This window comes from Pseudoalteromonas sp. H71, from assembly GCF_001468485.1.
Classification (GTDB): domain Bacteria; phylum Pseudomonadota; class Gammaproteobacteria; order Enterobacterales; family Alteromonadaceae; genus Pseudoalteromonas.
Genome location: NZ_LODI01000006.1, coordinates 12,987 through 26,695, shown reverse-complemented (window position 1 = coordinate 26,695; position 13,709 = coordinate 12,987). Strand labels below are relative to the sequence as shown.

The window sequence follows — 13,709 nt, the reverse complement described above, 5'->3', positions numbered from 1 at the left end:
TTGGACTGATAGTATATATTGATTAAAAAATGAATAATATTTTTTCAGAAAAAAATTATAACTTGTTTATTATTAAAACAAAGGCCAAGTTGCAAACATGCTAAGTCAACTATTTCAAAAGCCGTCACCGATGATGGTAGGAATTGATATCGGATCGCACTCGATTAAAGCGGTGCTTCTGAGAGAAATTGAAACTGGATTTCGATTAGAAGCGCTAGCAATTGAGCCAATGCCTAAAGGCGCTATGAGTGAACGAACGATTCAAGATATTGAAGCGATTGGTAATGTAATAACAAAATTAAAAAGAAAATTACCAAAATCACTTAAAAATGCAGCTGTGGCCGTCTCGGGGCAAACGGTTATAACTAAAGTGATTTTTATGGACGTGTCGTTAAGCGATGCAGAGCTTGAGTCTCAAATTGAAATTGAGGCCGACAGTTTAATACCTTACCCACTTGACGAAGTGAGCCTAGACTTCGAAAAGCTTTCAACCAATGAAGCTGATCCGAGCAAAATGAACGTGTTACTTTCTGCTGCGCGAACTGAAAGTGTAGAAGCGCGTGTTGGCGCACTAGAAGATGCAAACCTAGATACCAAAATTGTAGACGTAGAAAGTTATGCACTTAGTCGTGCTATGGATGTTTATTACCAACAGCTGCCAAGTGATGCCTTCAACAAATGTGTGGCGGTAGTTGATATAGGGGCTGTATTAATGCTTGTGAGTGTTGTGCAAGCCGGTGAAACTATTTATACCCGTGACCAGGTTTTCGGTGGCGATCAATATACAAACAGTATTGTTAACTACTACAACAAAGGGTTTGATGAGGCTGAAATAGGTAAAACATCTGGCGACTTACCTCCTAATTATACTTTTGAGGTGTTGGCGCCGTTTCAAACAGCGTTATTACAGCAAGTACGTAGAGCGGTACAAATGTTCTTAACCACCAGTGGTAAAGAGCAAATCGATTACATTGTACTGACAGGCGGCACATCTATGATCAAAGGAATAGATCGCTTGTTAATAGAGGAACTAGGTATCCATAGTGTTGTTGCAGAGCCTTTTGCAAATATGGAAATTTCGCCCAAAGTAGATCGTAATGTAATGCAACGCCATAGAACACAATTTGCGATTGCGACAGGCTTGGCATTAAGGAGTTTTTCATCATGCCACATATAAATCTACTGCCTTGGCGAGAGCGACAACGCGAAGAGTCTAAAAAGAAATTTGTAACCATATTGGTTGGAATTGTGCTGGCGTGTTTTTTAAGTATGTACTTGTTAAGTATGTTTTATGGCGCCTTAAAAGATGGGCAAAACCTAAAAAACAATTATTTAAGTTCAGAAATCAGTATGCTTGATCGAAAGATAAGTGATATCAGAGAGCTAGACAAACGAAAAGAAAACCTACAGCAACGTATGCGACTAATTGAAGAGCTGCAAAGTAGTCGTAACCTTGGCACGCAAATTATGGATGAAGTAACAAAAATAGTGCCTCAAGGTATTTATTTAACAAAGCTTGAGCGCAGAGGTAGCCAAATTTATGTGCTTGGGCGCAGTGAATCAAATAACCGTTTATCCACTATGATACGTCAAGTACAAGGTTCTTATTTATTAGAGCGCTTAACAATGCAAGATATTGTTGCAGGCGATCAGTCTTCGCGTTTACTCAGTGACTTTAGTATGGAGTTTTACGTAAAACCATTTGATGAGATTGGTGAGGTGCGTGATGAACCTTGATTTTAAAGCGCTTGGCGAAATAGATTGGAATGAAATTGAATTAGATAACATTGGTGATTGGCCTGCGGCTGTAAAAGTGATTTGTTGTGCATTTGTGGCTGGCCTTATTTTGTTTTTTAGTTATAGCTTATTGGTTTCTGACGAAATTGACAGTTACCACAATGCAGTTTCCAAAGAGGTTGATTTAAGAAGTACATACCGAACAAAGTATGCAGTGGCAAGTAAGTTGGATATTTATCGTCAGCAAATGATAGAAATGGAAGATAAGTTTTCTCAATTGCTTAAACGTCTACCTACTTCAAATGAAATACCGGGCTTACTTGATGATTTATCGTATGTTGGCACAACAAGTGGGCTCACCTTTTTAAAAATTGGTTGGTTACCTGAGGTTCAAAAAGAATTTTATACCGAACTGCCCATTAAAATCGAAGTCGTAGGCACGTATCACGAATTTGGTGAATTTGTTGGAAAAGTGGCTCAGTTGCCACGAATAGTTAGTTTACATGACTTTTCTATTACGTCTTCTGGTGAAAAACAGCTAACATTTAGTGTTGTAGCAAAAACTTACCGCTATGAAGAAGGAGCTAAAAAATGAGGCTTCTTCATTTAATCCCGGTTTTGGCTGTTGTTGCGTTAGTAGGTTGTAATGATGATACATCGGAACAAAAAGAGTTTATTGATCAGGTAAAAGCAAGCACTACGCCTAAAGTTGAGTCAATTCCTGAACTTACTCAATTTGAAATTTTTGAATATAGTGCAGGTGATTTGCGAAGCCCATTTGTGGCACCCCAACCTGAAATAATTCAGAACAAATTGACACAAATAAAAAACTGTTTACACCCAGATCCAGACAGACGCCGTGAGCCACTAGAAAAATACCCGTTAGATAATCTAGCAATGAAAGGTACAATTGGCTCAAGTGGTCAAGTTTGGGCACTTATAACCGCGGCAGATGAAACGTTACACCGTGTAACGATTGGTAATTATTTGGGTAGTTACGATGGCAAGGTAAAAGCTGTGAGTAATGATTTCATAGAGTTAGTTGAATTAATCCCTGATGGGTCTGGTTGTTGGAAAGAGCGCCTGACTAAACTGGAAATGTTAGAGGCGGCAACTGATGGCGCAAATTAATAACAAAAAAGGTAAAAATAACATGCATAAGGATGTTCTTTGGTTTAATCGCATTGCGAAAAGTTTACTTGCAACAGCCGCTTTGGTTTGTGCTAGTAATGCTTTGGCAGGACCATTGCTTTACGATGTACGTTATAATCCATTACTTAAAGGTGAAACCGAACTACAGCTTGTTTTCGACGAAGAGATAACGCTAGAGCCGCAAATTCAAGTGTTTAACAGCCCAGCGCGCATTGAAATGTTTTTTGACACCGCAGAGCTAGAATTAGGGTTAAATGACGTTGAAGTTAATCAAGCAGGTATTAGTAGCGTCACTAATGTTTTATCTGAGCAAGGTTTAAAGGTAACTGTTAACCTAGACAGATTAAAAATGTATGAAACAGAAGTTAACAATAACCTAGTTTCAATACGTGTATCAGATAATCCATTAACTGGTTCAGTGACCGAAGATGAAGCTTTACTAACAGGTGATGTGAGTGGAAACTACATCAACCGAATTCAGTCGATTGATTTTAGACGTGGTGAAAAAGGTGAGGCGAAGGTGCTTGTATTTTTACAAGATACTCAAGCTGCAATAGAAGTGCATGAAAGTGGCGGCAAAATTTACGCAGATTTTCACCATACTGACATTCTTGACGATTTACTCTATGAGTTAGATGTTTTAGATTTTGGTACCATTGTTAGTACCATCGAAACATTTAAAGAAGAAGGGCGTAGCCGCGTTGTTATTGAACCAAATGCGGAATTTACGTTCACGTATCAGCAAATAGACAATATTCTTACTCTTACGGTTGAAAAAGATGAGACTCAGAATGCCTATTTAGATGGTGGTAAAGAGTATCAAGGTCGACCAATGACCTTAAACTTTCAAGATATTTCGGTCCGTGCCGCATTACAAATTATCGCAGGTTATAACGACTTTAACTTAGTAACGAGTGACTCTGTTACGGGAAATATTACGCTGCGTCTAGACGGTGTGCCTTGGGATCAGGCTCTTGATGTAGTATTACGCATCAAAGGGTTGGACAAGCGTATGGATGGCTCTATATTGATGGTAGCGCCAGCTGAAGAACTTGCTGCCCGTGAAGCTAAAGATTTAAAAGCAAAGCAACAAGTTGAAGATTTAGAGCCGCTTTACAGCGAATATATGCGTTTAAATTATGCCAAAGCTGAAGACTTTGCTGATTTATTAAAAACTGATATTAATAGCATCATTACTCCACGCGGAAGCGTGTCGGTTGATCAGCGTACTAATACGCTACTCGTTAAAGATACTGTTAAGAGTATAGAGAATATTAGACGCATGATTGAAACCCTAGACATACCGGTTCAACAGGTTGTTATTGAATCTCGTATGGTAACAGTTCGTGATAATGTAACTGAGGACCTGGGTGTGCGTTGGGGGTTTAGCGATCAGCAAGGTAGTGATGGCATATCAGGTTCTTTGGAAGGCGCTGAAACAATTTCAAACGGGGTAATACCTGACTTAACAGATAGGTTAAATGTAAATCTGCCTATTACAAATCCAGCAGCAAGTATTGGCCTGCACATAGCAAAGCTCGCCAACGGTACACTAATCGATTTAGAGTTAAGTGCACTTGAAGAAGAAAATAAGGGTGAGATTATTGCAAGCCCGCGTATTATTGCTGCCAACCAGCAAAAAGCGCGTATTGAGCAAGGTACTGAAATACCTTATACAGAATCAGCTTCTAGCGGTGCAACAACGGTTAGCTTTAAAAAAGCTGTACTGAGTCTAGAGGTTACGCCGCATATAACGCCTGATAACAAAGTAATATTAGACTTAATTATCACGCAAGATACACGCGGTGATACTGTACAAACGGGCACTGGTGAGGCTGTATCAATTGATACGCAAGAAATTCAAACGCAAGTGCTAGTAGAAAATGGGCAAACTATTGTACTCGGTGGTATTTTCCAACAACAAATAATCAACACCACAAATAAAGTGCCGGTATTAGGTGATATTCCTTATGTTGGTAGGTTATTTAAAAGCACTAGTGAATTTAATGAAAAGCGCGAACTGCTTATTTTTGTGACACCGAAAATACAAATAGATTAAAATAAGGTACTTTTTTGTTAATCGACGGGTGATTATCTAGTTTAATTGCTCGTTATGTGGCTTTTTATTCTAATTGACTTGAAATACCCCTGCAATTACTGAGATAATCCCCTCCTTAATTTTGGGGCCAGGTCGTTAGGCGGGGTTTTATTTCAAATTTTAGAGTTCGTTTGTACTAAAAGATATGGCTGAGAAACGTAATATATTTCTAATTGGCCCCATGGGGGCTGGAAAAAGCACAATTGGTCGTCACATTGCCGATCAGTTACACCTTGAATTTGTTGATTCTGATCAAGAAATCGAACGCCGCACGGGTGCAGATATTGCCTGGGTATTCGATCTTGAAGGTGAAGAAGGCTTTAGACTTCGTGAAGAATCTGTTATTGGCGACTTAACTGAAATGCAAGGTATTGTACTTGCTACAGGTGGTGGTTCAGTAATGAGTAAAGAAGTTCGAAACAAGCTTTCGGCTCGTGGTATCGTTGTATACCTAGAGACACCTATTGAAAAGCAAGTTGCACGCACACAACGCGACAAGCGTCGCCCGTTACTGCAAACTGAAGAAGCACCTCGTGATGTACTAGAGCGCTTAGCAGAAGAACGCGAACCGTTATATAAAGAAGTGGCTGATTTTGTTGTACGCACTGATGAGCAAAGCGCTAAAGTTGTTGCAAATCAAATCATTGAGAAACTAGATTTTTAAAACCAATAAATAATAAAGGATTAGCTGAGCATGCTTAAATTAACTGTTAATTTGGACGAGCGAAGTTATCCTATTTATATTGGGCAATCTGCACTTCAAGATAATGGCCGTCTAATTCACCATATTGGTGATTGTCGGCCTATCATCATTACTAATGACACAATTGAACCTTTATACTTACAAGGCTTGCTTGATTCATTAGCTGAATTAAACCCTCTTTCCTTTATCATACCTGATGGTGAGCAATACAAGTCGCTTGATTGGTTTGAGAAAATATCTGCATTTTTACTGCAAAATAATTGTGGTCGCGATACTTGCTTAATTGCACTAGGTGGCGGCGTAGTTGGCGATTTAACTGGATTTGTAGCTGCATGTTACCAACGCGGTGTGCCGTTTATTCAAATACCGACAACACTTTTATCGCAAGTAGACTCATCTGTTGGTGGAAAAACAGCAGTGAACCATCCGTTAGGGAAAAACATGATTGGGGCGTTTTATCAGCCACAAGCTGTTTTTATTGATACTCAGTCTTTGCATACACTCCCAAAAAGAGAGTTTGCGGCAGGAATGGCCGAAGTTATCAAGTATGGTTTAATATACGATACCGAGCTATTTGCTTATTTAGAACAAAATGTTGAAAACCTACAGCTGCTAAATGAGACATGCCTACAGCATATTATTTACAGGTGCTGTGAGATTAAAGCGTTAATTGTTGCTGAAGATGAAAAAGAGCAAGGTCTTAGAGCACTGCTAAACTTAGGGCATACTTTCGGTCACGCAATTGAGGCTCAAATGGGCTATGGTAAGTGGCTTCACGGTGAAGCTGTTGCTACAGGTATGGTATTAGCTTCTCGGTTGGCTAGTACACGAGGTGACTTAACGCAGCAAAATGTAGAGCGTATAATAGCTGTCATTAAACAGTATAACCTGCCAACTGAAGTGCCTGCTGATATGACGAGCGAGCAATTTTTATTGCATATGCGTAAAGATAAAAAAAATAAGAAAGGGACTATCCGTTTTATTTTACCCACTCAATTTGGTCAATGTGCACTTGTAGATGATGTATCTGACGATCAAGTCCGAGCATTAATCGAGCACTAAATGCAGTCACAAATTTTACCAAGCCGTGCGGCTTTGGTGGATAGAATCGCACTGCAATTTGAATATGGCCAAAACCTCATTGTTTTACTGGGCACATCAGGCTTAGGTAAGAGCTATCTGCTTGAAACCTTCATTACCGATAAATACAACGACTTTAATAAGGCATTTGTACAATCAAGTGCAAAATTAACGGACGCTCAGTTAATGAGCGACCTATTAGAGCAAAGCTTTAACAACCCGTTAGTTGATCATAATTTGAGTTTGTCTGAAAATTTTTATCAGTTAATTAATCAACAACAACCGGGCTCATGTTTGTGGGTTATTGATGGTGGTAGGCACTTATCAGAAGAGTTTTTGATTGAGCTTGAGTTACTAGCTAAAAATAGTCCAATCACTCTTTATATTATGATTGCCTCAGCTGCAAAACTGCCAGTTGAGCATGCAGTTGAAATTCATCTTGAACGGCTCCCCATTAATGAAAGCAAGCAGTTAATGGGGTGGTATTTTGAAAAGCTCCCTCATGATGAAGACCCTGTTTTCCAAGCTTTTTTAGCTGAAGCTAATGGTAACCCTAGTTTATTGCTTGCTTGGCAACAAGATGAGTATATTGCTGATATTAAAGTCAAAGATAAAGTATCATGGCGTGTACATTTACTGGTACTTATGTTGCTCATTATGCTTTTAATTATAGGCTTGTTGTATAAATCAGACATGAGTGACTGGTGGCAAAAACATTATGAACAAGGCACCATTGAGGTTGATAGCACTGCTATTCCAGTGAGTCAGGTCACAGCACCATCTACTTTTAAAGACAATACAGCAAGTATGACTGATATATCAGCCGAAACAGAAACAAGCACCAAGCAGAGTGAGCAACCAAAAGTTGAGCTGCAAAGTACAAACGATATATCTGCAATAATGCAAAGCTTAAGTGCTGGAAGTCAGGAAACTAGTTCAACTAAGTCAAATAGCCCTATAGATGATGAGCCAGTTGAAGAGTTTGTAGAGGAGAGGCAAACAAGCACTGAAGCAGATGAATCACCAGTGCAGCTACCCATTAACGAAGCTAGCGTGTGGTATTCCCAGCAAAATGATTCAAATACAGTTATTCAGTTGCTTGCAGTTACACAAAAAAAAGTTGTAGATGATTTTATAAAAGAGTATGCACTTCAATTAACAGCGTACACCTATCAAACACAAAGAAACGGTAAAACATGGTGGGTGGTTACAACAGGCAGTTTTACAAGCATAAGTGATGCGCAGCAAGGTATGAAAAACTTACCTGCTAGTATCTTAAAAAATAAACCGTTTTATAAAAAAATTAGTAAAATAAAACAAGAAATTGCACTAGTTGATCAGTAATATAAATCGCTTTAGTGTAAAATCGCGCAACACCAGATTGAAGTAAAGAACCAATGCAGCAAAAGAGTAGAGCCTTCCTTAAATGGGCTGGCGGAAAATACAGTCTCGTTGATGATATTAACGCGCGATTAAACCAAGCAAGTTCGGATGCTGATACCTTGGTTGAACCTTTTGTTGGTGCCGGTTCAGTTTTTTTAAATAGCAATTTTAAGCATTATGTTCTTAACGATATAAATGCTGATTTAATCAACTTGTATAAAGAATTAAGAAATTCACCCGATGAGTTTATTAGTGACGCAAAAAAACTATTCGTTGATTTAAATAACCACCCCGACGCTTACTACGAATACCGAGTTCAGTTTAATCAAAGTCGCGATGTATACGAACGGTCAATGCTGTTTTTATACATGAATCGTTTTGGTTACAATGGACTATGCCGTTATAACTTAAAAGGTATTTTTAATGTACCATTTGGTAAATATAAAAAGCCTTATTTTCCTGAAAAAGAAATGTATTTTTTTGCTGAAAAAGCACAGCAAGCGACGTTTACGTGCTTAGGCTACGATGACGTATTTAAATTGGTTCCCAATAACGCGGTTATATACTGCGATCCCCCGTATGTCCCTTTGAGTAAAACTGCTTCGTTTACTTCTTATGCTAAGGGCGGGTTTAATTTAGATGATCAGGCAAATCTAGCTAACTTGGCAGAGAAAGCTGCGTTTGAAAATAACACGCCAGTGCTTATTTCAAATCACGATACTGTATGGACACGAAAAATATATAGCCAAGCGTCTCTTGATCAAATTCAAGTTAAGAGAACGATAAGCCCTAAGGGGGGAACTCGTAACAAAGTCGGTGAGTTAATGGCTATGTACTTACCACTAAAGCAACCACAGCGTAAATTGAAAGCGCAAAAGCGATAAAAAGTATTACCGCAATAGCAATAATTGATGAGATCGAGTGTTCTTGAAAATCGGCACGACGTTTTTGTTCTGATTGAACACCAAAAAATGCGGCTAGCACACTTTGCAACGCGCTAATAAAGTGCCGCATTGTTTAGAATAAAGGCTTTAAAGAAGGTGTTTTCTTGCTGTCGTCTGAGCTTGTTAATAACTCTAATAAATCTAGGTAATGAAACTGAGCACTGCGGCTATCGCCTGTGATCCAAGAAAACCACGAAGAATCTTCTTCAAGTACATGTAAACAGGGTTTACTTGTCTCTATTTCGTGTGTTGCTTGCGAAGCAAAAGTATTAACCGAGCTTAATTCTTGCCCTGAACTTGGCGTAAAATTGACTACCCCAATCACTAATAATGCTGATGCAATTAATATCCCAATTTTAAAAGCGCGCATGGTTTAAACCTAATATTTTGTTACTTTTTTAAGCATAACAAAAACTGTTCAAATAACAAACTTGTTTCTAATAAAGACGATTAATTAAATTTAAAAATAGCCACTTAACCACTTTAAAAACAGCAGGTTTACGCCTTAGTTGCTTGGGTAACGTCATCAATTGAGTTACATTAACGTAATATTTGACTCATTGGTGAATCTGCTATGTTTAGCCCAGAACAAAAATACTTAATTGCCCCATCAATTCTTTCAGCTGATTTTGCAAAACTTGGTGAAGATGTTGATAACGTTTTAGCCGCCGGCGCAGATGTAGTTCATTTTGATGTAATGGATAATCACTATGTACCAAACTTAACAATTGGGCCGATGGTGTGTAAAGCACTTAGAGATTACGGTATCACCGCGCCAATTGACGTGCATTTAATGGTTAAGCCTGTCGATAGTATCATTCCACAATTTGCTGAGGCGGGGGCATCCATTATTACGTTTCATCCCGAAGCGAGCGAGCATATTGATCGCACTATTCAGTTAATAAAAGATCAGGGCTGTAAAGCGGGTTTAGTATTTAACCCAGCAACAAGTCTTAGTTATTTAGATCATGTGATTGATAAGCTAGATACCATTTTGCTTATGTCAGTAAACCCTGGGTTTGGTGGGCAAAGTTTTATTCCTCACACACTTGAAAAACTAGCGCAGGCAAAGCAGCGTATTGTTGAGTCAGGCCGAAATATTCGACTTGAAGTGGACGGTGGTATCAAGGTAGACAATATTGCTGCAGCAGCTCAAGCAGGTGCAGATATGTTTGTAGCAGGCTCAGCTATTTTCAATCAACCAGACTACAAAGTGGTTATTGATCAAATGCATAAGCAACTTGAGAGTGTAAAATAATGCAGTATGATGCCGCATTTTTTGATTTAGATGGCACGTTAGTCGATAGTGTATACGACCTCTATATTTCGATTAATTTAACTTTGAGCGATTTAGCATTTCCTATTGTAAGCCAACGCTTGGTCGAAAGCTGGGTTGGTAATGGTATAGACATGCTGGTAAAGCGAGCACTGAGTGGTGATATGCAAGTTAGTGAGCATTTAGATGAATCGCTAACGAATAAAGCCATAGCACAGTTTCATAAGCATTATGAAGAACAAGTAGGTCAATACAGCGTGCCATACCAACATGTTGAAACAGGACTTGCAGCTCTACGTGGTATGCAAAAAGCATTGATAACTAATAAGTCTCGAATTTTCACAGAAAAGTTACTCGATAAGCTAGCCCTTACCAATCATTTTGAGCTGATTATTTGTGGTGATGATATGGCAAAAAAACCGTCACCTGAGCCATTATTATTTGCGTGTAAAAAGTTAAATATTGAGCCTGCTAAAGCAATAATGATTGGCGATTCTAAAAGCGATATACTTGCTGCAAAAGCGGCGTGTATTGATGTAATAGCAGTAGGCTATGGTTATAATCAAGGTGAAAACCTTGCTGATTATAATCCACAGTACCTATGCGATAACTTCTTAGATATAATACCTGTTCTAACGCAGCGTTAAATATTAATAATTAAGTAAATAAAGGAAAATCATGAGTAAACCAGTAGTTTTAAGCGGCATTCAGCCAACCGGTGGTATGACAATAGGCAACTATGTTGGCGCTATTAACCAGTGGCTAAAGTTACAGGAAGATCACGAAAGTTTCTTTATGTTGGTTGACTTGCATGCTATCACCGTTCGCCAAGAGCCTGAATTATTACGCTCTCGTGTACTAGATGGTGTTGCGTTGTATGCTGCGTGCGGTATCGACCCTGAAAAGTCAGCGTTATTTGTTCAGTCTCAAGTGCCAGAGCATGCGCAGTTAGCGTGGGTGCTTAATTGTTATGCTCAAATGGGTGAACTTAACCGCATGACACAGTTTAAAGATAAGTCGTCAAAGCATGCTAACAATGTAAACGTGGGCTTATTTTCGTACCCAGTATTACAAGCAGCTGATATCTTACTTTATCAAGCCGATCAGGTGCCGGTAGGCGAAGATCAAAAACAACACTTAGAGCTAACGCGTGACATAGCGACGCGCTTTAATAACTTATACGGTGACGTTTTTAAGCTGCCTGAGCCATATATTCCAGAATTTGGCGCACGTGTAATGAGCTTGCAAGATCCACTCAAAAAAATGTCTAAGTCTGATGAAAATCCAAATGGCTACATTATGTTGTTAGATGAGCCTAAAAAGATTGAGAAAAAGCTTAAAAAAGCAGTAACCGATTCAGATGAGCAAGCACGTATTTACTTTGACCGAACTGAAAAGCCAGGCGTATCAAACTTACTTACTTTATTAAGCGTGGCGACTAAGCGCTCAATAGAAGACTTAGTACCAGAGTTTGAAGGTAAAATGTATGGTCACCTTAAAAAAGATACAGCCGATGCAGTAGTAAGCATGATTGAACCAATTCAAGCACGGTTTAAAGAAATTCGTGAAGATCAAAACTTACTTGATAACATAATGAAATCGGGTGCTGAAAAAGCAAGCGTACGTGCAGAGAAAACGCTAAAATCGGTATACGATGCGTTAGGGTTTATTCCACGCGGATAGGTTTATTGAAATAAAAATGCCGCTTATTAGCGGCATTTTTCATATGGCACATATCAACATGATAGACCCAAATAAAAACAGTAGTGATACTGCTAATTTGTCTGTTTTATCCATTATTAGGCTCCTTTTGCAGTAATTTCTTGTGCGTTATTAATGCTCACTAAAGAAACGTTGTAGCCTTTATTTTCAAGTAATGTAAGCAAGCTATCTTGGCCTACAAGGTGTCCAGCCCCAACTAGTACAAACTCACTGCTATCGTTATTAAACATTGCCTCTATTTTTGGTAACCAATTATTATTTCTATCTTTAAGTAGCTGCTTGTAGCTTTCTGGGTCATTTTTCTGAATATTTTCAACCGCTACCTTGTTTAGTGCGTCGGTATCACCTTCTCGCCATGCAGCTAATAACCCTTTAAACATATCATTAAAATTATTTAGGTCTGCTAGGTTACGCTTAATAAAGTCATTTTCGTTACCTTGACCCATTGTTTTAAATAACTCTAACTGAAACTCCATTGTTTCTAAGTAGTTTTTTGTTTTGTTGTCTTTAGTCGCTTTTTTCGTATAGTAAGCATCAACACCTTCACCCAGTAAGTTTTGTTTTTGCAGTTCCATCGACATTAAAACGATACCCACCATGGCTGGGCGAAAACCATCTAACTTATCGAGGTTAGCGCCAAACTCACTCAGTTTATTTTCAAGTGAAGCTTTAACCTCAGGCTCTAACTTTTCGCTTAACGTTTCATTATTTGTATATGAAAGCGCGCCAAGCATTTGCATTTGAGCATTAGTATCAGCTGGGTCTGGTACTGGCGCTTCAAAAACAATTGTATCGGCTTGTTCATAAGCATGATTAAACTCAACAGGTAATGGCATCTCAGCTTTAGGCAAAATATGTACAGTACCGCCAATAAATAACGAGTCATTCCCTTTGCTTACTTGCCATACAGAGCTTTGTGCATGTGCTGTATTTGCTACCAAGCTACAACCAAGTAAAACGCTGGCAGACACTAATTTTTTTGTAAAATTTTTCATGATGATTCCTTAATGTAATTTCTAAATTTATTGTTTTTAGTTAGATAAAATATTGCTGAAATAAGCAGTGATTGACGATGTTACTTTTGAAAGGTTTTTGTCAATTTCTGTGTTTATTTTGCTCATTGAAGAATCAAGTTCAGCTGCTATTTTTTCATCTATTGAAGAAAGCAGTGTTTGCGTATCGACATGAGTTTTTAAAGACTCAGTTGCATTTACTGTGTTAGTTTTTTGCTGTTTTTTGTTAGTTGGTTTGTTTGTTTCTGTATGTTCATTAATTACACACTGCTCAACGCTCTTTTTAAATATGTGTTGTTTAGTATCAACTGCGAAGGCTGATGTAGTATTAAAAGCAGTTACTAGTAGTAGAGTAGATAGACCTTTTTTCATTGTGCTGTTCATAATTAAACCTTTTATATTTTTAATTGCAGCTAATTTAGAATCGCAAATGATTTTTAGTAAGCTGCTTGTTGATGACGGTTTAAAGAATATCGCTGAATTTACTGAGAGTCGCTTATCTAGTTATGAGCAATTAATAGATAAGCTTTTATTGTAAATTAATCCTTTTAATTTAATTGGTTAGAGTTAAACCTTATATTGTTAATATAAGGTTTTAAAT

16 protein-coding genes are annotated in these 13,709 nt (G+C 38.2%); 12 read left to right on the top strand and 4 right to left on the bottom strand.

Annotated elements, in window-relative coordinates; genetic code table 11:
• Window positions 1-97 precede the first annotated feature (97 nt).
• The 9 genes from ATS71_RS05200 to ATS71_RS05160 all read left to right on the top strand — a co-directional run bounded on the left by ATS71_RS05200 (window position 98) and on the right by ATS71_RS05160 (window position 9,037).
• Window positions 98-1,177 carry a pilus assembly protein PilM gene (locus tag ATS71_RS05200; RefSeq protein WP_058403854.1) on the top strand — a complete coding sequence of 360 codons (1,080 nt, stop codon included), beginning with the start codon at window positions 98-100 and terminating at the stop codon, window positions 1,175-1,177.
• Window positions 1,165-1,737, top strand: coding sequence for a PilN domain-containing protein (locus tag ATS71_RS05195; protein WP_058403853.1), 573 nt, complete (start codon window positions 1,165-1,167; stop codon window positions 1,735-1,737). The genes ATS71_RS05200 and ATS71_RS05195 overlap by 13 nt, the downstream gene beginning before the upstream one ends.
• The gene (locus ATS71_RS05190) at window positions 1,727-2,332 is read left to right on the top strand and encodes a type 4a pilus biogenesis protein PilO (RefSeq protein WP_058403852.1); all 606 of its coding nucleotides are present in this window, start codon (window positions 1,727-1,729) and stop codon (window positions 2,330-2,332) included. Before ATS71_RS05195 ends, ATS71_RS05190 begins: the two co-directional genes overlap by 11 nt.
• The gene (locus tag ATS71_RS05185; protein ID WP_058403851.1) at window positions 2,329-2,868 is read left to right on the top strand and encodes a pilus assembly protein PilP; all 540 of its coding nucleotides are present in this window, start codon (window positions 2,329-2,331) and stop codon (window positions 2,866-2,868) included. The genes ATS71_RS05190 and ATS71_RS05185 overlap by 4 nt, the downstream gene beginning before the upstream one ends.
• Window positions 2,855-4,948, top strand: a complete 2,094-nt coding sequence (locus tag ATS71_RS05180) for a type IV pilus secretin PilQ (RefSeq protein WP_058403850.1) — start codon at window positions 2,855-2,857, stop codon at window positions 4,946-4,948. The genes ATS71_RS05185 and ATS71_RS05180 overlap by 14 nt, the downstream gene beginning before the upstream one ends.
• Before the next feature lie 184 nt (window positions 4,949-5,132).
• Window positions 5,133-5,651 (top strand): shikimate kinase AroK, encoded by a 519-nt coding sequence (aroK, locus tag ATS71_RS05175; RefSeq protein ID WP_006793103.1) that lies wholly within the window; start codon window positions 5,133-5,135, stop codon window positions 5,649-5,651.
• Window positions 5,652-5,681: 30 nt separating this feature from the next.
• A complete protein-coding gene (aroB, locus tag ATS71_RS05170) occupies window positions 5,682-6,752 on the top strand; it encodes a 3-dehydroquinate synthase (protein WP_058403849.1) in 1,071 nt (356 codons plus the stop codon).
• Window positions 6,753-8,114: an SPOR domain-containing protein gene (locus tag ATS71_RS05165; protein ID WP_058403848.1), complete on the top strand. Its 1,362-nt coding sequence runs from the start codon at window positions 6,753-6,755 to the stop codon at window positions 8,112-8,114.
• A gap of 53 nt (window positions 8,115-8,167) precedes the next feature.
• On the top strand, window positions 8,168-9,037 hold the full coding sequence (locus ATS71_RS05160) for a Dam family site-specific DNA-(adenine-N6)-methyltransferase (RefSeq protein ID WP_058403847.1): 870 nt from the start codon (window positions 8,168-8,170) through the stop codon (window positions 9,035-9,037).
• Here ATS71_RS05160 and ATS71_RS05155 read toward each other — a convergent pair.
• Window positions 8,982-9,167, bottom strand: coding sequence for a DUF2970 domain-containing protein (locus ATS71_RS05155; RefSeq protein WP_058403846.1), 186 nt, complete (start codon window positions 9,165-9,167; stop codon window positions 8,982-8,984). The genes ATS71_RS05160 and ATS71_RS05155 overlap by 56 nt on opposite strands.
• A gap of 3 nt (window positions 9,168-9,170) precedes the next feature.
• Window positions 9,171-9,467 carry a hypothetical protein gene (locus ATS71_RS05150; RefSeq protein WP_058403845.1) on the bottom strand — a complete coding sequence of 99 codons (297 nt, stop codon included), beginning with the start codon at window positions 9,465-9,467 and terminating at the stop codon, window positions 9,171-9,173.
• A 204-nt stretch (window positions 9,468-9,671) separates the two neighbouring features.
• On the opposite strand from ATS71_RS05150, the gene rpe reads away from it, so the two are divergent.
• Genes rpe through trpS form a run of 3 tightly spaced genes read left to right on the top strand, consistent with a single transcriptional unit; the run spans window position 9,672 to window position 12,056 of the window.
• Window positions 9,672-10,355 (top strand): ribulose-phosphate 3-epimerase, encoded by a 684-nt coding sequence (rpe, locus tag ATS71_RS05145; RefSeq protein WP_058403844.1) that lies wholly within the window; start codon window positions 9,672-9,674, stop codon window positions 10,353-10,355.
• The gene (locus ATS71_RS05140; RefSeq protein WP_058403843.1) at window positions 10,355-11,020 is read left to right on the top strand and encodes a phosphoglycolate phosphatase; all 666 of its coding nucleotides are present in this window, start codon (window positions 10,355-10,357) and stop codon (window positions 11,018-11,020) included. Before rpe ends, ATS71_RS05140 begins: the two co-directional genes overlap by 1 nt.
• A 31-nt stretch (window positions 11,021-11,051) precedes the next feature.
• Window positions 11,052-12,056 (top strand): tryptophan--tRNA ligase, encoded by a 1,005-nt coding sequence (gene trpS, locus ATS71_RS05135; protein ID WP_006793110.1) that lies wholly within the window; start codon window positions 11,052-11,054, stop codon window positions 12,054-12,056.
• Window positions 12,057-12,172: 116 nt separating this feature from the next.
• Here trpS and ATS71_RS05130 read toward each other — a convergent pair whose 3' ends face one another.
• The gene (locus ATS71_RS05130; RefSeq protein ID WP_058403842.1) at window positions 12,173-13,090 is read right to left on the bottom strand and encodes a TraB/GumN family protein; all 918 of its coding nucleotides are present in this window, start codon (window positions 13,088-13,090) and stop codon (window positions 12,173-12,175) included.
• A 36-nt stretch (window positions 13,091-13,126) separates the two neighbouring features.
• A complete protein-coding gene (locus tag ATS71_RS05125) occupies window positions 13,127-13,492 on the bottom strand; it encodes a hypothetical protein (protein ID WP_058403841.1) in 366 nt (121 codons plus the stop codon).
• Window positions 13,493-13,709 lie beyond the last annotated feature (217 nt).